Consider the following 21,591-nt stretch of genomic DNA (forward strand, 5'->3'; position numbering starts at 1 on the left):
ATGAGCGGCGGAAAGGCTAACCTAACGCATATCGATGCCTCCGGCGAGGCGCATATGGTCGACGTTTCCGACAAGGCCGAGACGCTGCGTATCGCCACGGCCGAGGGCTATGTGAAGATGGCGCCGGAAACACTCGCGCTCATTCGACAAGGCAATGCCAAGAAGGGCGATGTGATCGGCACGGCGCGCCTTGCCGGCATCATGGCGGCAAAACGTACCGCCGATCTCATCCCGCTCTGCCATCCGCTGATGCTGACGAAGGTGACCGTCGCGATCGAGGAAGACGCCGCCCTGCCTGGTCTGCGCGTCACGGCAACCGCCAAGTTGACCGGCAAGACCGGTGTGGAGATGGAGGCGTTGACCGCCGTCTCGGTCGCCTGCCTTACGATCTACGATATGGCCAAGGCCGCCGACAAGACAATGGAGATCGGCGGCGTCAGGCTGCTCGAAAAATCCGGCGGCAAGTCGGGCAATTTCCGTCATCCGGAGGCGAGATGAACCTTCTCCCGGTCGCCGAGGCGCAGAACCGTCTCCTGTCCCGCGCCAAGCCCGTCGAAGCCTCTGAAACGCTGCCACTTATCGATGCCGAAGGCCGCGTCCTGGCCGTCGATCTCAAGGCAGGCCTGACCCAGCCGCCCTTCAACTCCTCCGCTATGGATGGTTACGCCCTACGTCGCGAAGACGCGCCGGAGCCGGGCGCCTTGCTGAAGCTGATCGGCACCTCCGCCGCCGGCCATGCCTTCCAAGGCGAGGTCGGCAAAGGCGAGACCGTCCGCATCTTCACCGGCGCCCCAGTTCCCGCAGGCGCCGACAGCGTCCTTCTGCAGGAGGATGCCGAGAAGACTGAAGGCGGCATCCGAACCAATTTTCCTGTGCGGCAGGGCCAGCATGTGCGTCCCCGCGGCCAGGATTTTGCCGAAGGCGAAGCCGTGCTGTCGGCCGGCACAGTGCTTGATTTCTCGCGGCTGACGGTCGCTGCCGGCATGAACCGGCCCGATGTCGAGATTCTCAAACGCCCGCTGATCGCCATCCTTGCGACCGGCGACGAATTGCTGCCGCCCGGAAGCGCGCCCGGCCCGTCGCAGATCATCGCATCCAATACATTCGGTATTGCAGCCCTTGCCCGCAAAGCCGGCGCCGAGGTGCTCGATCTCGGCATTGTCCCGGACGACAAAGCCAGGATCACCGCGGCGATCGACGCGGCGCGAGACGCCGAGGCCGATGTCATCGTCACGCTCGGCGGCGCTTCGGTCGGCGACCACGATCTGGTGCAGGCGACGCTGATCGAGGCCGGCATGCAGCTGGATTTCTGGCGCATCGCCATGCGTCCCGGCAAACCGCTGATGGTCGGCAGCTTCGGCGAGACCCATGTGCTCGGCCTGCCCGGCAATCCGGTATCGAGCCTCGTCTGCTCGCTGCTCTTCCTGGAGCCGCTGATCCGCAAACTCGCCTCCCTGCCGCCGGTGCGGCGCGAGACAATGGTGGAGGCAGCCGTCACGCTGCGCGTCAATGACCACCGCCAGGACTATATCAGGGCGAAACTCTCGAAATCCGCCGCCGGGAACTGGCTCGCCGAACCCTTCGACAAACAGGATTCGTCGATGATGAAGGTGTTTGCGCAAGCCGATTGCCTGATCATCCGCCCGCCGCATGCACCGGAGCTACCGGCTGGAGCGCCCTGCCCGGTCATGCTGTTGCGGCCGGATCTTCTGGCATAGTCGCAGCCTTTCAGCCATCTCCGGCAAGTGAAAAGACGCCTGCCGGCACCACCTTGCCCCCCGTACCCGCGCCGAAATCTGCGACCGCATGGGTCGCGATTCGCCTAAGGTGTCCCTGCGGTAGATAAGCGCGCTCGGGATCGCCGATCAGCACCTCGATGCCGCTCGCTTGGCAACGCTGCAAGAAATCCATCACCCGCAAGGCAAGTGCGGGATCGTAGAACAGGTCGCCGACAACGACGAGATCAGTCTCCTCCGGCGGCGGCGCCTCGATGATATCGGCGGCGACGGCTACGATCTTCACGCCGTTGATCGCCGCGTTGAGACCGATTGCGGCGATGGCATTGGCATCGACATCGACCGCCGTGACCGTAGCAGCTCCGGCCTTCGCCGCCGCGATGGCGACGAGCCCGGAGCCGGCGCCAAGGTCGAGGACGCGGCGCCCCGCGACCACCTCGGGGCGATCGAGCAGATGGCGGGCAAGCACGGCGCCGCCGGCCCAGGGATAAGCCCAGTAGGGCGGCGGATCGGTTTCTCCCCGGCCGGCAAGTCGCCAGAGCCCGCTCGCAGGGCCTGCCATATAGAGCAGGATTTCGGAAATGGCCGGAACGGGGGAGATTGGCAGATTGGCCTGGATGAAGGCGGCCGGATCGGGACGCGGAATGCCGGAGCGTTTCATCGTCGTCCTGCTCCTGGCCCGCTATAAAACTAACGATTCAATAGTTCTTCATGGCGAGATGCGGCATGCCGCCGTCGAGAAATTCCGCTTGCGGCTAGCCGTCAGATAAAGCCCTCCGCCTGAACCGGCGAAGGGCCTGCGGCGCAATCAGCCGGGCTTCTTCTTCGAAAACTTGCCCTTCGGCCCGGCGCCGCCCTTGCCTTCATATTTCGGGCGTTCGGATTTGGCGCCTTCGGATTTCCCGCCTTCGAATTTCGGCTTGTCGTATTTTGGCTTGTCGAATTTCGGCCCATCAAATTTAGGCTTATCGGATCTCGGGCCATCGAAGCCGGGCTTGCCCGGTTTCTTGCTCCAGGGCTTGGTGTCCTGTCTTTGCTGGCCGCTATTGTCAGCTGCAGCATATCCGCCGCCCGGAGCCTTGCCGAACTTGTTGTTCGGGCGTTCCTCGCGGAATGTGTCGCCCGGTCGCTCGTCACGCGACGACTTGCCGGCATAGGGCTTTGGCGACGGCGCCCGGCTGAAATCCGGCGTGCCGGAAAGCTTTGTCACACGGATGCCGCGTTCGAGCGCCTTGTTCGGTCCGATCGCTGCCAGGAAGCTTTCGGCACTCGCTGCTGCGATCTCCACAAAGGTTTCCTCAGGCTGCATCTTGATCGCACCGATCTCGCGCTTCGTGACATTGCCGTTGCGGCAGAGCATCGGAATCAGCCAGCGCGGCTCGGCATTCTGCTTGCGTCCGACCGAAACGGAGAACCAGACGCTGGCGCCGAAATCCTCGCGCGGTCCCCTCTGTGCCGGCTCGAACGGCTCGGCATTGTCGCGGCGCTTGCGGCTGCGATCGTCCTGCACGGTAACCTCGAGGAGGTCTTCCGGCGCCGAATGATTGGTGCGGTAGAGGCGCAGGAAGGCGGCGGCTAGCTTCTCGGCTCCGTGGCTGGCGAGTAGCTGCTGTACCAGCCCCTGTTCTTCTTCCTGCGGCGCTTCGCTGAAGATCGGATCGGCGAGCAGCCGCTCGTCGTCGCGCTCATTGACCTCCTCGGCCGACGGCGGCCGCGCCCAGGCAGCCGAAATTCCGGCATTCTCGAGCAAGCGCTCCGCCTTGCGCCGTGCATTCAGCGGCACGATCATAGCGCTGATGCCCTTGCGTCCCGCACGGCCGGTGCGGCCGCTGCGGTGCAGCAGCGTATCCGGATTGGTCGGCAGATCGGCATGGATGACGAGATCGAGGCCCGGCAGGTCGATGCCGCGAGCGGCGACGTCGGTCGCGATGCAGACGCGGGCGCGCCCGTCGCGCATCGCCTGCAGCGCGTGGGTGCGTTCGTTCTGCGTCAGCTCGCCGGAGAGTGCCACGACGGCGAAATTGCGGTTGTTGAAGCGCGCGGTCAGATGATTGACGGCGGCGCGCGTCGAGCAGAAGACGATGGCGTTGGTCGCCTCGTAATAACGCAGCACGTTGATGATCGCATTCTCGCGGTCGCTGGGGGCTACCATGAGCGCGCGATATTCGATGTCGACATGCTGCTTTGCCTCGGCCGCGGTGCTGATGCGCACGGCGTTGCGCTGATAGCTTTTGGCAAGCTTGGCGATCGCCGCCGGCACCGTTGCCGAAAACATCAGTGTCCGGCGCTCGTCCGGCGCCGCATCGAGAATGAATTCCAGGTCTTCGCGGAAGCCGAGATCGAGCATCTCGTCGGCCTCGTCGAGCACGGCGGCCTTTAGGTCCGACATGTCGAGCGCCCTGCGACGAATATGGTCGCAGAGCCGGCCGGGCGTGCCGACGACGATATGGGCGCCGCGTTCGAGCGACCGGCGCTCGCTGCGAATGTCCATGCCGCCGACACAGCTGGCGATCACCGCGCCGGTCATCTCAAACAGCCAGTCGAGCTCACGCTTTACCTGCAGAGCAAGCTCACGTGTCGGGGCGATGACGAGCGCCAGCGGGGCGCCGGCATTGCCGAAACGCTCACTATCCTCAAGCAGGGTCGGTGCCAGCGCCAGGCCGAAGGCGACGGTCTTGCCGGAGCCGGTCTGGGCCGAGACCAGCGCGTCGGAAGCGGCGAGCGCCGGATCGAGCATTGCCTTCTGCACCGGGGTGAGTTCGGCGTAACCGCGCTTCTGCAACGCCTTGGCGATCGCCGGAACGACGCCGTTGAATTCTGTCATGAGTTCGATCTTTCGGAGCTGTCAGGCGCGAAATGCGCCATGGCCGGAGCCAGCCGGCGGGTATTTGCGCCGTTCCTAGCCGCTCCCGCCGCGATTGTCAAAGCGTGCGGCTGCGCCACAGCCACGCGTCGATATGCCTTGCCCGGCCGCGCAGCGTCGTTTCCAACGGACCCTCCATGCGGCCCGCCTGCAGCAACGCGCTGTCGGGGCCGGCCGCGCGGACGATTTCGGCGCTCAGCGCCAGCTCGACGCCATGGCGGGCGGCGACCTCCATCAGGCGGCTGCCGACGTTGATGGTGTCGCCTGCCGCGGTGATCTGTTGCCGGTCGCCGGTGCCAAGGCGCGAGGCGACGATCGGGCCGCAATGGGCGCCGACCTTGAAGCCGATCCTCTTCTCCGCGAAGCCTCCGTGCGATCCAAGCCAGGCCCGCGTGCGCTCACACAGGCTGACGGCGCAGGCAGCGGCCCGGGCGGCATCGTCATCGGCAGGCTCCGGCAGGCCGAACAGGATCATCGCCCCGTCGCCCATGAAGCTGGTGATGGCGCCGCCGTGGGCGCGCGCCTCCTCATCGACCAGTTCGAAGAATCCGCTCAGAACCTCGCTCACCTTGACCGGGCCGAGGTTTTCGCTGAGGCCGGTGAAACCCGAGAGATCGATGAAGATGACGGCAGCGTTCTGGCGCACCGGTGCGGCGAGGAAATTTGGATCGCGTGCCAACCACTCGCCGAGGCCGGGCGCCTCGATGCGCTGCAGCAACGCGCTCTGCTCGGCAAAATGGCGGGCGCGGCCGCGGTCGAGCCAGAGTTCGGCTGCACCGAAGATCAGCGCCGGCGGCAGCGCTGCGGCGATCGGCAGCGCCGCGCTCAGCCAATAACCATGCGCAAAGGCCGAAAGATTGAGCAGCGCCCAGACGATCAGCGTCAACACGATGATGAGATAGCCCATAGCACTCCGTCGCCAGGCAATCAGCGAAACGAGCACGAGCGGCAGGCCGACGGCGATGCCGGCATCGATCAGCCTTAGCCGGTGGTCGCGCACCATGCCGTCGCCGCTGACGAGATGGGTGATCGCCGTCGACATCACCTCGACGCCGGGCATAACCGGATCGAACGGCGTCGGGAAGACGTCGCCGCCGCCGGTGACCGTCGAGCCGATGACGACGATGCGGCCGGCAACCGCATCGGCCGAAAGCGTGCCATCCAGCCCATCGGCCGCGCTGAAGGTGGCGATGCTGCCGTGCCCGCCATAGAAGGTCACCGGCAGCCGCTGGCCGATATCGGTGGGGATACGCAGCTTTCCGAGCATGATGGCATCGGGTTCGATGCTGGGGTCGACGCCGAGCGCCACCGAAGCGGCGCGCAGCGGAAAGGCCGGATCCAATCGATCCGCGGCGCGTGAGATCAGCGGAATGTACCGCGGCGTGCCGGTCTGGTCGGTTGCGACATTGACGATGCCGACGGCGGCGGCCTCGGCAAAGCGGGGAAGCGGCAACAGAAGCTGACCTGCCTCGGGGATGGCGGCGAGCGGATCGTTGGCGGCATCGGTGACCTGCTGGCTGCTTCTGGTGAAGGTGGCTGCGGCCGCAATCACGCTCGGCCCCTGGGCAAGGGCGGTAGCCAGCGCCGCATCGCCCTCCTCCGGCCCGGGATCGACCAGCAGAATGTCGAGCGCCAGGGCCTTCGGCTTCAAGGCGTTGATTGCGCCGACAAGGCGCGCAAGTGTGGCCCGATCAAGGGGATAACCGTGGGCCGCCGCGGTGCGGTCGTCGATGGCGACGATCGAGACGCCGGGAGGCGGTGTCTTCGCCCCGACGATAACGCTGCGGATATCGGTGAGCGAGGCCTCCATCCGGTCGAGAAGGCCGCTTCCGGCAGTGAGATTGGCATAGCCGAGCGCAGCTCCCCAAAGGCCGGCGAAAAACAGCGCGATCACCGTCTGCAGGCGATGGTTCATCGATTACTGGCCGAGGCGGGCAAGGAGAGCGGCGGCGCGCGGCGCCGGCCAGCGACGCACGATGAGGGGTTCCGTTCCGGCACTGACATCGACGCCCTCGCCCGGCGACAGCACCACCTGCTCGCCAGCCGGTCGGCGGACCGCGACGCTGCCTCGCACGACCAGCACCGAGGTCTTGCCGCCTGCGACGTCGACGGCCCATTGCGTGCCGCGCACGGCGGCGATCGCCTGCGGCGTCACCACCTCAAAACCACTCGCGTGCTGGCTGCTGTCGACATCGACGAGGATGGCCTTGCGCCGCAGCGACGCTGAATCGGGGCTGCCGTCACGGTTGCGGTCGGCAAGGCGGAAGGAGGCGCCAGCCTCCGCCGTGATCTTTACTCCGCCGGGACAAGTGAACACCTGGCGGGCGCCGGCGTCGCGCGAGATCGTGCAGCCGGCAGACTGCGCAAAGGCCGCCTCATGTGGAATGAGGCCGACAGCGAGTGCGGCGGCAAGCAGGCTGCGAAGTTTCGTATTCATGGAAAGGCCCCCATGACCGTGCGGGCAGCTTTTTCCAAAGCGTCCGCCAACCGTCTTCTTCCATGGCAGGCATGATAGCCGAATTCGGATAATTCCCTAGGTAAAAAAGCAAACCGCCACAATCGCCAGCATTAGCGGCTGGTGTTGGTATCCGGCGCTGGTCCGGCATAACGCGCCCGCGGCCGGATCAATTCGCCGCTGTCGATCTGCTCCATCGCATGCGCAAGCCAACCGGCGGAACGAGCGAGCGAGAACATGATGATCGGCGCCTCCTTTGGAAGATCGAAGGCGGCGGCCATCGCGGCAAGCGCGAAATCGAGATTGACCTTCTCGCCGACCATTGCTTCGCCCGCATCACGAAGGTCTGCAAATTCCAGCGGCAGGGGAAAATGCGAGAGCAGCGCAATAGCCCTGATATCGCCGTCGGGATAGAGCGGATGGCCAAAGGCCGACAGGCGATGGCCCTGAGCAAGCGTGCGGCGGATCGCCTGCTCGGCCCCGAGGGTGACAGCGGCTTCGATCAAGGCGTCGACACCCTGCCAGGCGGCGCCATGCAGTGGCCCGGTCAGCGTCGCCAGTCCGGAAAGCACGGCGGCCGAAAGCGCGGCACCCGTCGATGCCGTGACCCGCGCCGCAAAAGTCGAGGCGTTGAGTTCGTGATCGGCAAGCAGCACCAGCGCCCGACGCAGGCAATCGGCAGCATCCGGCCGCTGCCAGCTTTCCGCAAGCCGCAGATGCAGCGGCCGATCCGATGGCCCCGGCGCCAGAGCATCGGCGACGGTGGAGAGGACTCCCTGCGCCTCGCGGCGAAGTACCGCCTGCGATCGGCCGAGCGACGGCAGATCCGATGTCACCCGCCCTGCCAGCGCCAGGAAAGCAGCCTGAAGCGACGGAGCGGCGTACCCGGCGCCGGCGCCGGAGAACACCGCTTCCGCACCGTTCCAAAGCAGTGCCGCCGTCTGCTCCAGCGTCGCTGCCTCGGCAAAAACGGCCGCATCGAGTCCGCGATAGGAAAGCCGCCCATTGATAATGGTGGAGATTGCCGACGAGAGAACCGGATCGCCCCACTTTATCGCCTCGGCGGCAACGGTTTCGGTCTTGCGGCGGCCGGCATGACGCTCGGCAAGCCGCTGCACGTCGGTCGCCTGGTAGAGGCTGCGGCGTGGGTCGGTGGGATCGGCCTTGGCACGGATGCGACCGCGGCTGACATTGGCGTAGAGCGTCTGCGGCTTGGTCTTCAGCGCCCGTAGCGCCTCCTCGGCGGTCAGCCACGACATCGGAGCCTCATATTGATCAATTGCGTCAAGATTGACGTCAATGAGACTAGGTCGGATCATCCAGTCCGTAAAGGAGAAAACAATATGAAAAACGGCTTGGAAGATGTCATTGCCGCCGAAACGCAGCTCTCGGATGTCGATGGCGAAGCGGGGCGGCTGATCATCCGCGGCATATCGCTGGATCAACTGGTCGCCGACAGCACCTATGAAGGTGTCGCCGCGCTATTGCTCGACGGGCTGATGGATCGAAGCTTCGGTGAAACAGAATTGCGCGGCTGGCTGGCGAAAGCCCGAACTGGGGTGTTCGATCATATCAAGGCTGCCGATGCCGCCCTGCTCGCCCTGCCTCCAGTCGATGCGATGCGGGCGCTGATCGCCCGGCTGCCAGACGGTGAGGATTTCGATACCGCGCTCAGCCTTCTGGCAGCGCCGGCCGTCTTCCTGCCGGCTGTTCTGCGCCTGCAGCGCGGCGAAAAACCGATCGCGCCCAACGCCTCGCTGCCACAGGCGGCCGATATCCTGCGCATGCTGACCGGCAAATTGCCGACCAGGGAGCAGACTGCAGCGCTCGACGCCTACCTCGTGACGATATCGGACCATGGCCTCAATGCCTCGACCTTCGCATCGCGCGTCATCGCCTCGACCCAAGCCGGGCTCACCTCTTCGGTTCTGGCGGCGCTGAGCGCGCTGAAGGGGCCGCTGCATGGCGGCGCGCCCGGTCCGGTGCTGGACATGCTGGACGCGATCGGAACGGCCGAGAATGCCGAGCCATGGCTAGGCGAAGCGCTTGATCGCGGCGAACGGCTGATGGGCTTCGGCCACCGCATCTACCGCGTCCGCGATCCGCGCGCCGATGCGCTGAAAGGCGCCCTGAAGCCGCTGATATCAACCGGGCAGGTCGACAGCGCCCGCGGCGCGCTGGCGGAAGCCGTGGAAGCTACCGCCTTGGCGATCCTGAAGCTGCGCAAGCCCAACCGGCCGCTCGACGTCAATGTCGAGTTCTACACGGCGCTGCTGCTGGAAACGCTCGGCTTCCCGCGGCAAGCCTTCACCGGCGTCTTCGCGATCGGCCGCACAGTCGGATGGCTGGCGCATGCCCGCGAACAGGCGCTCGACGGTCGGCTGATTCGCCCGCGCTCGATCTATATCGGCCCGCTGCCGGCAGCTGCTTGACGGCAAACTTTGGCGGCGGGGCGTGTCCCCGCCACCAACCGTCAACCGCCGACGAAAGCAGCCAGGTTGTCTAGCGTCAAACGGCACCCTTCCTCATTGTCTTCAAGGCGGATGCCGGAGGGAATGTTGTCGCAGGCCATCGTCACATCGGTGCCACCATCCACCGGTGACAATGTCGTGCTGACCATCATCTCGCCGGAAAAGCCTTCATCTTCGGAATCGAAGACCGTGGCCCAGACGATCCGCTCATCAGGCACGAGTCTTGCGAAACGGCCTTCGAACCTTTCGGTCTTGTCGGAGGTCTTGCCCGGCTGCGACGCCTCGTCATCAGGATAGACGAGCGACATGCTGAATGCGCCGCCTTCCCTGCCTTCGAAAGCATGGACGATCCCGCGCATCGAACCGGGCGGAAGCCAGGTGGCGACCGCTCCGCATCCAGGAAGGCACTGTAGATGCGCTCAGGCGGCGCGGCGATGAAGCGTGAAACGGTCGTGCTGCGTTGGGTGGCCATGCCGGCAAAATAGAGCACCACAAGCACTTGCCCAGATCGCGCTTGAAATCGCGCGATCTGGATCATCATTGTGATTAGACGAGGCGGCTCTGTTCCGTCGCCGCTTCGATGAAGCTGGCAAACAGCGGATGCGGGTCGAGCGGCCGGCTCTTCAGTTCCGGGTGATACTGCACGCCGATGAACCAGGGGTGATCGGCATATTCGATCGTCTCCGGCAGCACACCATCAGGCGACATGCCGGAGAAGACGAGGCCGCAGCTCTCGAGCCGGTCCTTGTAGTCGACATTGACCTCGTAGCGGTGGCGATGACGCTCGGAAATATCGGTAGAACCGTAGATATCCGCGATCTTCGTGCCCTTTTTCAGCGCCGCCTTGTAGGCGCCGAGACGCATCGTGCCGCCGAGATCGCCGGCTGCCGTGCGCTTCTGCAACTCGTTGCCCTTGACCCATTCGGTCATCAGGCCGACCACCGGCTCCTTGGACGGGCCGAATTCGGTCGAGGACGCGCCGGACACGTCGGCGAGATTGCGCGCCGCCTCGATGACGGCCATCTGCATGCCGAAGCAGATGCCGAAATACGGCACCTTGCGTTCGCGGGCGAAGCGGGCTGCGTGAATCTTGCCTTCCGAACCGCGCTCGCCGAATCCGCCCGGCACGAGGATGCCATGCACTTTTTCGAGATAGGGCGCCGGATCTTCCTTTTCGAAGACCTCGGACTCGATCCATTCGAGCTTGACCTTGACGCGATTGGCGATGCCGCCGTGATGCAGCGCCTCGATCAGCGATTTATAGGCATCCTTGAGGCCGGTATATTTGCCGACGATCGCGATCGTCACCTCGCCCTCCGGCGTGCGGATGCGGTTGCAGACCTCTTCCCACGGGTCGAGACGCGGCTTCGGCGCCGGCTCGATGCCGAAGGCAGCCAGCACTTCGTCGTCCAGGCCTTCCTTGTGGTAGGCAATCGGCACATCGTAGATGTTGGCTACGTCGAGCGCCTGGATGACGGCGGACGGGCGCACGTTGCAGAACAGCGAGAGCTTACGGCGCTCTGCTTCCGGAATTTCGCGGTCGGCGCGCACCAGCAGGATATCGGGATGAATGCCGAGCGCCTGCAGTTCCTTGACCGAATGCTGGGTCGGCTTGGTCTTGAGTTCGCCGGCGGCCGGAATGTAGGGCATCAGCGTCAGGTGGACGTAGACGGCGGTGCCGCGCGGCAGGTCGTTGCCGAGCTGGCGGATCGCCTCCATGAAGGGCATCGCCTCGATGTCGCCGACCGTACCGCCGATCTCGCAGATGACGAAGTCGTAGTCGTCATTGCCCTCGATGACGAAATCCTTGATCTCGTTGGTGACGTGCGGGATGACCTGCACCGTCGCGCCGAGATAGTCGCCGCGCCGTTCCTTGTCGATGATGTTCTTGTAGATGCGGCCGGTGGTGATGTTGTCGGTCTTGGTCGCCGAACGCCCCGTGAAGCGTTCGTAGTGGCCGAGATCGAGATCGGTTTCCGCGCCGTCGTCGGTGACGAAGACCTCGCCGTGCTGGGTCGGGCTCATCGTGCCCGGGTCCACGTTCAGATAGGGATCGAGCTTGCGAAGCCGGACCCGATATCCACGGGCCTGCAGCAACGCTCCGAGAGCCGCGGCCGCAATTCCTTTTCCGAGAGAGGAAACCACGCCGCCAGTGATGAATACGTATCGCGCCATGGGATTCACCGGATACCTTTTCAAAAACGATTCCACCAGCCCCAAAAACTCTTTTCCGGAATTTTCGGAGCGTGGCGAAGGAATCTGAACAAAAGAAAACCGGCAGACCCGAGGGCCTGCCGGCGGTTTATGTCGAAGACCGGCTTACTGTCCCGTCGGGACGCCGGCGGGCTGAGCCGGTGCCGGCGCGGCCGGAGCAGTCGTTGCCGGAGCGTTTGCGGCCGGAGCCGTCGTGGAAGGTGCGGTAGCCGCCGGGGCCTGCGCTGCCGGAGCCTGAGTTGCCGGCGCTGGTGCGGCAGGCGTTGCCGCCCCGCTGCTCGGAACGCCGTTGCCGGCCGGCAGACCTGCCGGCGCCTTCGCACCGCCGCCGAGCGAATCGAGAATGCCGTTGCCCTGCCCGCCCGTTGCCGGAATGCGGTCCAGAATATCGCTCGGACGGCCTTGGTAACGCGTCAGTATCCCGAGGCCGAGCGAGGTCAGGAAGAACAGCGTCGCCAGGATCGCGGTGGTGCGCGTCAGCGCATTGGCCGTGCCGCGGGCCGACATGAAACCCGAACCGCCGCCGATGCCGAGGCCGCCGCCTTCCGAGCGCTGGATGAGCACGACGCCGACAAGCGCGAGCACGATCATGAGATGAATGACAATCAATACGGTCTGCATGGGTCCAGTCCTGCCCGCCTGGAGACGGACATAAGTAAGAATTCTGGCGGCTCTTTACATGAGGCTTTGATCTATTCCAAGCCCTTCGGCCCGGAATAAACTTGGGAATTCACAATGCCTCAGGCGAGCAGCGCCTCATAGGCCCGGTAGATGGCGAGGAAGTCGGCTGCTTTCAAGCTCGCCCCGCCGATCAGCGCACCGTCGACATTGGCGATGCCCATCAGCTCGCCGGCATTGGCCGGCTTGACCGAGCCGCCGTAGAGAAGGCGCATCTTACGGCCTTCATCGCCGAAGCGGGCCACTAGCTCGGCGCGCATGAAGGCATGCGCCTTTTCGACATCGCCTGATGTCGGCGTCACACCGGTGCCAATCGCCCAGATCGGCTCGTAGGCGATGACCGTGCTCTCGGCGATGGCGCCGTCCGGAACCGAGGCGGAAAGCTGACGCTTGATGACGTCGAGCGCCTGGCCGGTCCGGCGTTCATCCGCCGTCTCGCCAATGCAGATGATCGCCGTCAGCCCGGCGGCGAAGGCAGCCTCCGCCTTGGCGCGGACCAGATGATCCGTTTCAGCGTGGTCGGTGCGCCGCTCGGAGTGGCCGACGATGACATACGTGCCGAAACAATCGGCAATCATCTCGGCCGAGATGTCGCCGGTATGCGCGCCTGACGGGTTCTGATGGCAGTCCTGGGCGCCGATCGCCAGCGGGCTGTCGGTGCAGAGCGCCGTCGCCACGTAAAGCAGCGTCGTCGGCGGGCAGATCAGCGCTTCGACCTTGTCGGCCAGCGGCGAGGAAACACCCTCGGCGATCGTCTTGATCTGATCCAGGGAGGCACGCATGCCATTCATTTTCCAGTTTCCCGCCACGAGCGGGCGCACGTCAGGTGTCATGCCAGCCTTCCAAATTCTGCATATGCCCAAATTCTGCATATGCATTGGGCAATATCAAAAGCGCGCGGCAAAGAAAAGCATCATGCCCTTGACGTAAGGGGAATCTCGGCGATCCAGCCTATATTTCTGCCGAAAAATGCTAGGGAGCCCGCTTCAGCCGGCGAGAATCCAGTTCAAGACTCGGCGCCAGTCGATCATCCGGATCGGCGTGCCGTGATTTCCGGTATCAAACAGCGTGAACCGTGTCGGATATTTTGCCTTGTGCAGGCTTTCGAACAGCGCCTGCTGGTCGCTGGCGGCATAGACCGGGTCGCGGCTGCCGTGCGCGAACCAGAGCGGCAGCTTCGCCTTGTAGAAGGCGCTCCTGGTGAAATCGGGATCGGCGACGCCGCTCATAACAAGCATGCCCTTCAGCCGCTTGACGCTGTCGCCGTCGCGCGCAATGCCCCAGCAGACCTGGCTGCCCATTGAGGCGCAGGAAAGGATGACCGGCCGGCCCGGCGATTGGGCGCTGGCATAACGGATGAGGCCGGCGATTGCCGCAACGCCATTGCTGTCGAAACTCCTGACCGTCGGCGAATAATAAACGCCTCCATTGCCGGCGACGAGGTTCTTCAGCCGGTTGAAATTGCCGCCGAAGCTGTAATCGTTGGCCCCCAGCCGGCGATCGCCGTCGCGGCCATGGATGAAAATTACCGTGAAGGCGGCATTTTCGGCCGGTCCCACCCTGGTGACATCGAGCTTGATGCCGTCGAGAGGCAGCGTCTCGTCGGCTTGAGCCTTGCGGATGCCGAGCGCCACATATTTCTGCTGCACTCGCTTTTGCGGGATCTGGTCGCGGCCGTTGATATCGCGCATCTCGTTATAGTCGATGACCTCGAATGCACCGTCATCGCCTGTCTGCAGCATGGCCTGCTTCGAAAACAGATCGTCCTTGAAAGGCGGCAGCGCATCGGCCGCCCGCGCCGGCCCGACAGCAGACAGGATGGCCGCGGACAAGAAAAACGCCGCAATTGCGGTGATGATGGTGCAATCACTTGTGGACATTCGCATTCGGATGGCTCCTGAAGCCTGCCGCCGCTTGCCATTCCGCGCCCGGCAACGCAAATCATTTGGGAAAAGCCGCCAAAACCGGCGGTGTCGCGTATAGAGGTGCTTTCTGGCAAAATCTGCCTGATTCGCAAACGTGACATGAAATGCGGTGATTTTGGGTCGGCGGCGGATGCCCGCCCAAGACAGGATGAAGATCTGAACGGATCCATGGACGATAGCAACGATCTCTTTTCCGGAATGCCCCTCTCTGAAAAACGCGAGGAGGCGCAGAAGCCTGCCGCGCCGGCCGAGCGGCCGCCGGTCACGGCTGCGCCCGCCCCTGCCCCACCCGCCGCCGCACCCCCTACTGCCGGAGCATCAGCCCGGCCGGCGCCCGCTGCGTCGAATTCGGACGAATACGGCGCCTCGTCGATCCGCGTCCTCGAAGGCCTCGAGCCGGTGCGCATGCGCCCGGGCATGTATATCGGCGGCACCGATGAAAAGGCGCTGCATCACCTTTTTGCCGAAGTCATCGACAACGCGATGGACGAGGCGGTCGCCGGACACGCCAATTTCATCGAGGTCTATCTTGACCTCGAAGGTTATCTCACCGTCTCCGACAACGGCCGCGGCATCCCGGTCGAGAACCATCCGCAGGTACCGGGCAAGTCGACGCTCGAAGTCATCATGACCAAACTGCATGCCGGCGGCAAATTCGACGGCAAGGCCTACGAGACCTCGGGCGGTCTACACGGTGTTGGCGTCTCGGTCGTCAACGCCCTTTCCGACGACCTCGAAGTCGAGGTGGCCCGCAACCGCAAGCTCTACCGCCAGCGCTTTTCCCGCGGCCTGCCGCAGGGTGGCCTCGAAGAGTTGGGCGACGTCCACAATCGCCGCGGTACCCGCGTGCGCTTCCATCCCGACCCCCAGATCTTTGGCGATCATATGAAGTTCGATGCCGCCCGCGTCTTCCGCATGGCGCGCTCGAAGGCCTACCTATTCGGCGGCGTCGAGATCCGCTGGAGCTGCGAGGCGGGCGTTTTGCCTGAAGGGTCCGAGGTCCCTGACAAGGCCGTCTTCCACTTCCCCGGCGGCCTGAAGGACTATCTCCAGGCGACGATGGGCAAGGAATTCACCGTCACCCGCGAGATCTTTGCCGGCAAGACGGAGAAGGTGAGCGGCCACGGCTCGATGGAATGGGCGATCACCTGGTACGGCGGAGATCCGCAGGTTCATTCCTATTGCAATACCATTCCGACGCCCGATGGTGGCACGCACGAGGCGGGCCTGCGCATCGCGCTGACCAAGGGCCTCAAGGCCTATGCCGAGCTGACGCAGAACAAGCGCGCCGCCCAGATCACCACCGATGACGTGATGATCTCGGCCGTCGGCATGCTGTCGGTCTTCATCCGCGAGCCGGAATTCGTCGGCCAGACCAAGGACAAGCTCGCGACCGTCGAGGCTCAGCGCATCGTCGAGAACGCGCTTCGCGATCCCTTCGACCATTACCTTGCCGATAATCCGAACGAGTCGGCCAAGCTGCTCGACTGGGTGATCGAGCGCGCCGAGGAGCGCCTGCGCCGCCGCAAGGAAAAAGAAGTCAACCGCAAGACCGCGGTGCGCAAGCTGCGCCTGCCCGGCAAGCTCGCCGACTGCTCGCAGAATACTGCCGAGGGTGCCGAACTCTTCATCGTCGAAGGTGACTCGGCAGGCGGTTCGGCCAAGCAGGCGCGCAACCGCGCCAACCAGGCAATTCTGCCGTTGCGCGGCAAGATCCTCAACGTTGCCAGCGCCGGCCGCGAAAAACTCGGCGCCAACCAGCAGCTCGCCGATCTCATCCAGGCGCTCGGCTGCGGCACGCGCTCGAAATACCGCGACGAAGACCTGCGTTACGAGCGCATCATCGTCATGACCGATGCCGACGTCGACGGCGCCCATATCGCCTCGCTGCTCATCACCTTCTTTTATCAGGAGATGCCGGAGCTGGTGCGCGGTGGCCACCTCTTCCTCGCCGTGCCGCCGCTCTACAAGATCACCCAGGGGTCGAAATCCGCCTATGCCCGCGACGACAACCATCGCGCCGAGCTGATGCAGACGGAATTCAAGGGTAAGGCCAAGGTCGAGATCAGCCGCTTCAAAGGTCTCGGCGAGATGATGGCCTCCCAGCTCAAGGAAACCACGATGGATCCGTCCAAGCGCACCTTGCTGAAGGTCATGATCGACGAGGTGGATTTCGAGGGCACCCGCAGCGCCGTCGACGATCTGATGGGCACCAAGCCGGAAGCCCGCTTCCGATTCATCCAGGATCGCGCCGCCTTCGCCGAAAACCTCGATATTTAAAACATATGCGAGCGGGATAGACGTGGGTTCGGCGCGGCCTGCATTTTAGCATCTGCGATTTCACGGAACTGACGAAGAACCGTAACAAGGCCTTCAAACAACCGGCGCATGAAGCGGTCGGCGCGCCTTCCCCTCTGGGGAGCAGCTGCGCCGGTTCGAACCGTTTCAACCCCCTGCCGGATCTTTGCCATGACCAAGCGTTTTCTCGCGGCTGCCGCTTTCATTCTTCTTTCCAGCACCGTCATCGCCAGCGCCACAGATATCCGCGCCACTGAGATCGGCGCCACCTTCGAGACCGCCTGTCCCTTCGGCGATTGCGCCGCCGGCATTTCGCTCTCCTATCTCGGTGAATTCGTGATCCCCACAGGTCACATGGAAAACGGCGTCGAATTCGGCGGCATTTCCGGCCTCGATTTCGATGCCGTCACCGGCCACTATCTCGCCATCAGCGACGACCGCTCCGAACGGGCGCCGGCCCGCTTTTATGAACTCGACGTCGATGTCGGCGCGTCCGGTCTCAAGGGTGTATCGGTCGTCAGCCAAGTGACGTTGAAGGACAAGAACGGCGAGCCCTTCGCCGCCAGGACCGTCGACCCAGAGTCGATCCGTCTCGGCAAGGACGGCATCTATTGGGGCAGCGAAGGCGACGGCAAGGCGCTGCTGCCACCCTTCGTCCGCGTGACAGCACTGGACGGCTCATTCGTGCGCGAATTCAAGCTGCCGCAGGGCTTTGCTCCCACAGCCGACAAGTCGACCGGCATCCGCGACAATCTCGCCTTCGAGGATCTCGCCGTCGCGCCCTCCGGCGATGTCTTCGTCGGTGTCGAAGCCGCGCTCTATCAGGATGGCCCCAACCCCTCGCTGACGTCGGGCAGCCTGTCGCGTATCATCCGCTACGACGGCGCGAGCGGCGAGCCGAAGGCCGAGTATGTCTACCCGGTCTCACCGATCCCGCAGGCCGCCACCAAGGCCGATGGCGGCAATGACAATGGTATGTCTGAAATGCTTGCGCTCGACGACCATCGCCTGCTCGCCGTCGAGCGCAGTTATGCCCAGGGCTACGGCAACACCATCAAGATCATGATGATGGATCTGGCCGACGCCACGGATGTTTCCGCCATCGCTTCGCTCGCCAAAAACGACCAGCGCGTCGTCCCGGCCCGCAAGAGCCAGGTCCTAGATTTGAGAGCGATCGGGCTCGTCCCCGACAATATCGAGGCCATGTCGCTGGGAAAGGCCAAAGACGGCACCGACGTTCTCATTCTCGGTTCCGACAACAATTTCTCGACCGGCCAGAAGACGCAATTCTACGCCTTCAAGGTTGTCAGGCGTCCGCAGCAGTAAGACGCTCGGTCTGGCGGCCGATTGGCGACGCTTTGTATACGCTTTCACGGTGCGGACCTTGAAACCGCCGGGTTGATGGCCCATAACCAGAGTACAAGAAAAAGAAGAGGCGCGCGTGGGTGTGTTCGACCGTCAGAAAAGCAATCATGAACCGCGATGGCTCGGGTCGTCGGCACCGACACGCACGCCGCTGATTCCCTCCATTTCGGCTGCGCGCTGGCTGCTTGTTCTGATCGTCGCGGCCGGTGTCTACTTCTTCTACGGCTTCCTCGTACCGGTGCTGGCGTCGCTGGTCATCGGCTTCGCCAGCTGGCCGCTCTACCGCAAGCTTCTTGCCCGCGTCGGCGGCAATACGACGATCGCCGCGACCATAGCCATCATCATGATCATCACTTTCCTGGTCATCCCGATCGGCCTTGCCGTCACCTATACGACGGGTGAAGTGCGCACCTGGGTTGCCTGGGCAATCCACGCCAACCGCGCCGGCGCCCCGACACCGGCCTGGATCGTCGCGCTGCCGTGGGCAGGCACCTCTCTCGATGAAGTCTGGACCAAATATATCGGCAGCCCCGGCGCCCTGGGCGAGGTTATCCAGGCGGTCAGCGGAGCCAATATCGGCAATATCTACCGTGCCGTGCTTGCGGCCGGCGGTGGCGCCTTCCATCTCCTGCTGACGCTGCTCTTCATGCTGATCGCGCTGTTCTTTGTCTATCGCGACGGTTTTTCATTTTCCAAGCAGATCGACATGCTCGGCGAACGCATCCTGCCTAACCGCTGGGAGCGCATTTCCCGTGTCGTGCCGGCGACAATCAGCTCGACCGTCATGGGTATGACGCTGATTGCGATCGGCGAAGGCATCGTGCTCGGCCTGGCCTACTGGATAGCCGGCGTACCGTCGCCGGTGACACTCGGCGTGCTGACTGGCGTGATGGCGCTGATCCCGGGCGGTGCGCCGCTATCCTTCACGCTGGTCTCAATCTATCTGCTGGCAAGCGGCTCGCATGTGGCCGGCATCGGTCTCTTTGTCTGGGGAACCGTCGAGCTCTTCATTGTGGACAAGACGCTGCGGCCGAAGCTCGTCGGCGGCCCGATCAAGCTGCCCTTCCTGCCGACCTTTTTCGGCCTCGTCGGCGGCGTCAAGACGATGGGTTTCCTCGGCCTCTTCATCGGCCCGGTGCTGATGGCGTTGATCGTCGCCATCTGGCGCGAATGGATCCACGAGGCCCGCAACGCCGACAAGAGCGAGACGGGACCGCAGGTTCTCATCGACGAACAGGCCCCGCCGGCAATCCCCGAATCGCCGAAGACGATCCCCCGTATTGCCGAAGGCTGAACCGCCTTAGCAGACCGTCATCCCAGCCGCTTTTCCATGAACAGGCTGAGCGGGTCCGGCAGATAGCTGCCGAAAGGCTCGATGTCCCGGTATCCGTATTTGCGGTAGAGAGCGATCGCCTCGGGCTGGTAGATGCCGGTTTCGAGCCGGATCGCCGATAGCCGCTTTTCCCTAGCGATCGCTTCGAGCGCGTTCATCAGGCCGCTGGCGACCCGCAGCCCCCTCGCCTCTGGATCGACGAACATGCGCTTGATCTCGGCCGTGCCGTCGCCGGCCTCGACCAGCGCGCAGCAGCCGACGATCGCATCGCCGTTGCGCGCGACCAGGAATCTCACCGACGGCTTCTCCAGCAAGGAGAGGTCGACCAGATGGTTGCTCTCTGGGGGATAGAGCGATTGCGCATAGGCATCGGACAGATCGAGAAGGCGGATGACGCCGTCCTGACGCGGTGGCTCCAGGGCGATGGTGACGGACATGCTGCCTCTTTCTGTTGGCGCAGGGCAAGATTTTTCCGGAGATGACCAAGAGTTAATGCTCCTGCCTTCATTCGGTTGGAATTGCGCCCTCTAAGACGATGGCATGCTCAATAGCCACGGAGGCAAAATATGCAAGCGGTGCTGATCGCGATGACCATTCTCGGTTGCGACGATTCCATCAGCCAGTGCAGCTATGTCGCGACGGTCGACAAACGCTGGGAGACGGTTGCCGCCTGCGATGCCGAAGCCGAACGCCGGTTGAAAACCTATGCCAATGTCAGCTATCCCTCGGTGATCGCAGTCTGCGAAGCGCCCAAAGCAGTCGCTGCCGCCGAACCGCCGAAACCGGCGCCCGTAACGCCGGCCGCACCCGAAGCGGCCGAACAGCACCCGCAGGGACTGCGTGGTTTTGCCGACGACATTGCCGGACAGGTCCGCGACCATCTGCCCTCCGGCAGAAGCGTCAAGGACACGCTCGCCAAACCGGTGCATTTCGTCTCCGCCAGCTATTCTTGGGTCGTCACGCGGCTGGCCGATTAATGCATGTCGCCCGGAAGTGTGCAGCGGTTCTGGGACAGCGACATGCATAAAAACAAAGGGCTAAAGCGCGTCGCATGAATCAAATTTGATGCGACGCGCTTAGGCGGCCGCAAGCGCCGCATAGACGCGGGCAGATTGCCGCTGTTCGATGACATGCAGCTTTTCCACCATGTCGAGCAGCTCGCCGACCGCGCCGTGCGCGTCGTGATGGCGGAATTTTTCGAGAAGACGGCCGCAGACATTGCCGAGCACGCTGCCCGGCGCTTTTCTTGCTGCGTCACGCCACAGCATTGTGGCTTCGACGAAGATCACGCTGATGTCCCTGGACAGGCCGGCGGACTCGTAGAGCGCGCGCACGGCATGCATGCGCCCGGTTGCCAGGATCGAGCGCACCCGGCGCTCGCCGCAACCCGTCAGCTCGACGACCGCTCCCGCAAAGAAATCCACCTTGCCGGCGCAGAGCGCGTGCATCAGGAAGGACGGCGTCAGCCGGCCGTTGAGGCGCAGATGCTCGACGAGATCGGGTATCTCGCGCGGCGCGATGTCGCCGGCGATCGACACGATGGCAGCCTCCGTCGCCTCGCGGCTGATGCGTTGGAGCCGCTGCAGGCCGATCGCCGCCTGTGCGAGCGGTAGCCCGACCAGCGCATTGCTGACATGCTGGGTAAGCAACTGCCGGGCATCGGCGGGAAGATCGCTGCGGTCGAGAAGCAGATTGCGAATGTCGCAGCAGTCGCCAAGCCGTTCGGCGATGCGTTTCAGCGATTGGCTGGAGATCGCCGCACCGTCGTTCTCGAGCAGGCAGAGCAGCTCCTCCTCGTCGCCGACCTCCGCAAGCGCTGCGCAAACCGGGCGCGTCACATGCGCCCTCACCGCGATCAGCATGCGGGTGGCGCCATTGCCGCGCGCGGCGAGATCGACGAGATCGGCATCGCTCAACAGCGGCGAACAGGTCACCGCATGGCAGGCAACCTCAGGCTGGTCTTCGGCAAGCGAAAGAATCAGGCTGCGTGGCGCATCGGGCGACCAGGCGATCGCCTCGGCAAGTGCCAACCGCACGCGCGGCGACGGATCGTCGAGCAGAAAGGTCATCGCCATTTCGGCTGCCGCCCGCTCCTCCACCGTCATCTTGGACTGAAGATAGGCTCGCCCGAGCGCGTTTGCTGCCCGGGCCCGGTCACCGGTCTTGGCCGTTTCGATCCAACGAAGGAAAGCCTCTATGATCACACGACGCCCCAGCACTTGAACGCGATTCCCTCGCGTTTCATTCAATGCT

18 protein-coding genes and 1 pseudogene are annotated in these 21,591 nt (G+C 64.0%); 7 read left to right on the plus strand and 12 right to left on the minus strand.

Annotated elements, in window-relative coordinates; translation table 11 throughout:
• The gene (gene moaC / locus J3O30_RS11785; protein WP_207580531.1) at positions 1–498 is read left to right on the plus strand and encodes a cyclic pyranopterin monophosphate synthase MoaC; all 498 of its coding nucleotides are present in this window, start codon (positions 1–3) and stop codon (positions 496–498) included.
• Positions 495–1,718, plus strand: a complete 1,224-nt coding sequence (gene glp, locus J3O30_RS11790; RefSeq protein WP_207580532.1) for a gephyrin-like molybdotransferase Glp — start codon at positions 495–497, stop codon at positions 1,716–1,718. Before moaC ends, glp begins: the two co-directional genes overlap by 4 nt.
• Positions 1,719–1,728: 10 nt before the next feature.
• On the opposite strand, the gene J3O30_RS11795 is transcribed toward glp, so the two are convergent.
• From J3O30_RS11795 to J3O30_RS11815, 5 genes are all read right to left on the minus strand, one after another.
• Positions 1,729–2,397 (minus strand): methyltransferase, encoded by a 669-nt coding sequence (locus J3O30_RS11795; RefSeq protein ID WP_207580533.1) that lies wholly within the window; start codon positions 2,395–2,397, stop codon positions 1,729–1,731.
• A 147-nt stretch (positions 2,398–2,544) separates the two neighbouring features.
• Positions 2,545–4,560: a DEAD/DEAH box helicase gene (locus J3O30_RS11800; RefSeq protein WP_207580534.1), complete on the minus strand. Its 2,016-nt coding sequence runs from the start codon at positions 4,558–4,560 to the stop codon at positions 2,545–2,547.
• A 97-nt stretch (positions 4,561–4,657) separates the two neighbouring features.
• Positions 4,658–6,514: an adenylate/guanylate cyclase domain-containing protein gene (locus J3O30_RS11805; protein ID WP_207580535.1), complete on the minus strand. Its 1,857-nt coding sequence runs from the start codon at positions 6,512–6,514 to the stop codon at positions 4,658–4,660.
• 3 nt (positions 6,515–6,517) lie between these two features.
• Positions 6,518–7,036, minus strand: a complete 519-nt coding sequence (locus tag J3O30_RS11810) for a FecR domain-containing protein (RefSeq protein WP_207580536.1) — start codon at positions 7,034–7,036, stop codon at positions 6,518–6,520.
• Between the two features lie 131 nt (positions 7,037–7,167).
• Positions 7,168–8,313 carry a citrate synthase gene (locus J3O30_RS11815; protein WP_207580537.1) on the minus strand — a complete coding sequence of 382 codons (1,146 nt, stop codon included), beginning with the start codon at positions 8,311–8,313 and terminating at the stop codon, positions 7,168–7,170.
• Positions 8,314–8,397: 84 nt separating this feature from the next.
• On the opposite strand from J3O30_RS11815, the gene J3O30_RS11820 reads away from it, so the two are divergent.
• The gene (locus tag J3O30_RS11820) at positions 8,398–9,486 is read left to right on the plus strand and encodes a citrate synthase/methylcitrate synthase (RefSeq protein WP_207580538.1); all 1,089 of its coding nucleotides are present in this window, start codon (positions 8,398–8,400) and stop codon (positions 9,484–9,486) included.
• Between the two features lie 41 nt (positions 9,487–9,527).
• Here the strand turns inward: J3O30_RS11820 and J3O30_RS11825 are convergent.
• The 5 genes and pseudogenes from J3O30_RS11825 to J3O30_RS11845 form a co-directional block, all read right to left on the minus strand.
• Positions 9,528–9,997 (minus strand): annotated as a pseudogene (locus tag J3O30_RS11825) (SRPBCC family protein).
• A 74-nt stretch (positions 9,998–10,071) separates the two neighbouring features.
• Entirely contained in the window at positions 10,072–11,700 is a 1,629-nt protein-coding gene (locus J3O30_RS11830) for a CTP synthase (RefSeq protein WP_007629126.1), read from the minus strand.
• Between the two features lie 144 nt (positions 11,701–11,844).
• Positions 11,845–12,360 carry a preprotein translocase subunit SecG gene (secG, locus tag J3O30_RS11835; protein ID WP_207580539.1) on the minus strand — a complete coding sequence of 172 codons (516 nt, stop codon included), beginning with the start codon at positions 12,358–12,360 and terminating at the stop codon, positions 11,845–11,847.
• A gap of 119 nt (positions 12,361–12,479) precedes the next feature.
• The gene (gene tpiA, locus J3O30_RS11840; protein WP_207580540.1) at positions 12,480–13,250 is read right to left on the minus strand and encodes a triose-phosphate isomerase; all 771 of its coding nucleotides are present in this window, start codon (positions 13,248–13,250) and stop codon (positions 12,480–12,482) included.
• A gap of 153 nt (positions 13,251–13,403) precedes the next feature.
• Complete coding sequence (locus tag J3O30_RS11845; RefSeq protein ID WP_207580541.1) at positions 13,404–14,303, minus strand: alpha/beta hydrolase; 900 nt, start codon at positions 14,301–14,303, stop codon at positions 13,404–13,406.
• A 207-nt stretch (positions 14,304–14,510) separates the two neighbouring features.
• Here J3O30_RS11845 and parE point away from each other — a divergent pair, with 207 nt between their 5' ends.
• The 3 genes from parE (at position 14,511) to J3O30_RS11860 (ending at position 19,299) form a co-directional block, all read left to right on the plus strand.
• Positions 14,511–16,622 (plus strand): DNA topoisomerase IV subunit B, encoded by a 2,112-nt coding sequence (gene parE, locus J3O30_RS11850; RefSeq protein WP_207580542.1) that lies wholly within the window; start codon positions 14,511–14,513, stop codon positions 16,620–16,622.
• Between the two features lie 189 nt (positions 16,623–16,811).
• The gene (locus J3O30_RS11855) at positions 16,812–17,966 is read left to right on the plus strand and encodes an esterase-like activity of phytase family protein (protein ID WP_207580543.1); all 1,155 of its coding nucleotides are present in this window, start codon (positions 16,812–16,814) and stop codon (positions 17,964–17,966) included.
• Between the two features lie 115 nt (positions 17,967–18,081).
• Positions 18,082–19,299 (plus strand): AI-2E family transporter, encoded by a 1,218-nt coding sequence (locus tag J3O30_RS11860; RefSeq protein WP_207580544.1) that lies wholly within the window; start codon positions 18,082–18,084, stop codon positions 19,297–19,299.
• 17 nt (positions 19,300–19,316) lie between these two features.
• Here J3O30_RS11860 and J3O30_RS11865 read toward each other — a convergent pair whose 3' ends face one another.
• Positions 19,317–19,775: a GNAT family N-acetyltransferase gene (locus J3O30_RS11865; protein ID WP_207580545.1), complete on the minus strand. Its 459-nt coding sequence runs from the start codon at positions 19,773–19,775 to the stop codon at positions 19,317–19,319.
• Between the two features lie 129 nt (positions 19,776–19,904).
• On the opposite strand from J3O30_RS11865, the gene J3O30_RS11870 reads away from it, so the two are divergent.
• A complete protein-coding gene (locus tag J3O30_RS11870) occupies positions 19,905–20,315 on the plus strand; it encodes a hypothetical protein (RefSeq protein ID WP_207580546.1) in 411 nt (136 codons plus the stop codon).
• A gap of 99 nt (positions 20,316–20,414) precedes the next feature.
• Here J3O30_RS11870 and J3O30_RS11875 read toward each other — a convergent pair whose 3' ends face one another.
• Positions 20,415–21,557 (minus strand): DUF2336 domain-containing protein, encoded by a 1,143-nt coding sequence (locus J3O30_RS11875; RefSeq protein ID WP_207580547.1) that lies wholly within the window; start codon positions 21,555–21,557, stop codon positions 20,415–20,417.
• Positions 21,558–21,591 lie beyond the last annotated feature (34 nt).

It is taken from the genome of Rhizobium sp. NZLR1 (assembly GCF_017357385.1).
GTDB lineage: Bacteria > Pseudomonadota > Alphaproteobacteria > Rhizobiales > Rhizobiaceae > Rhizobium.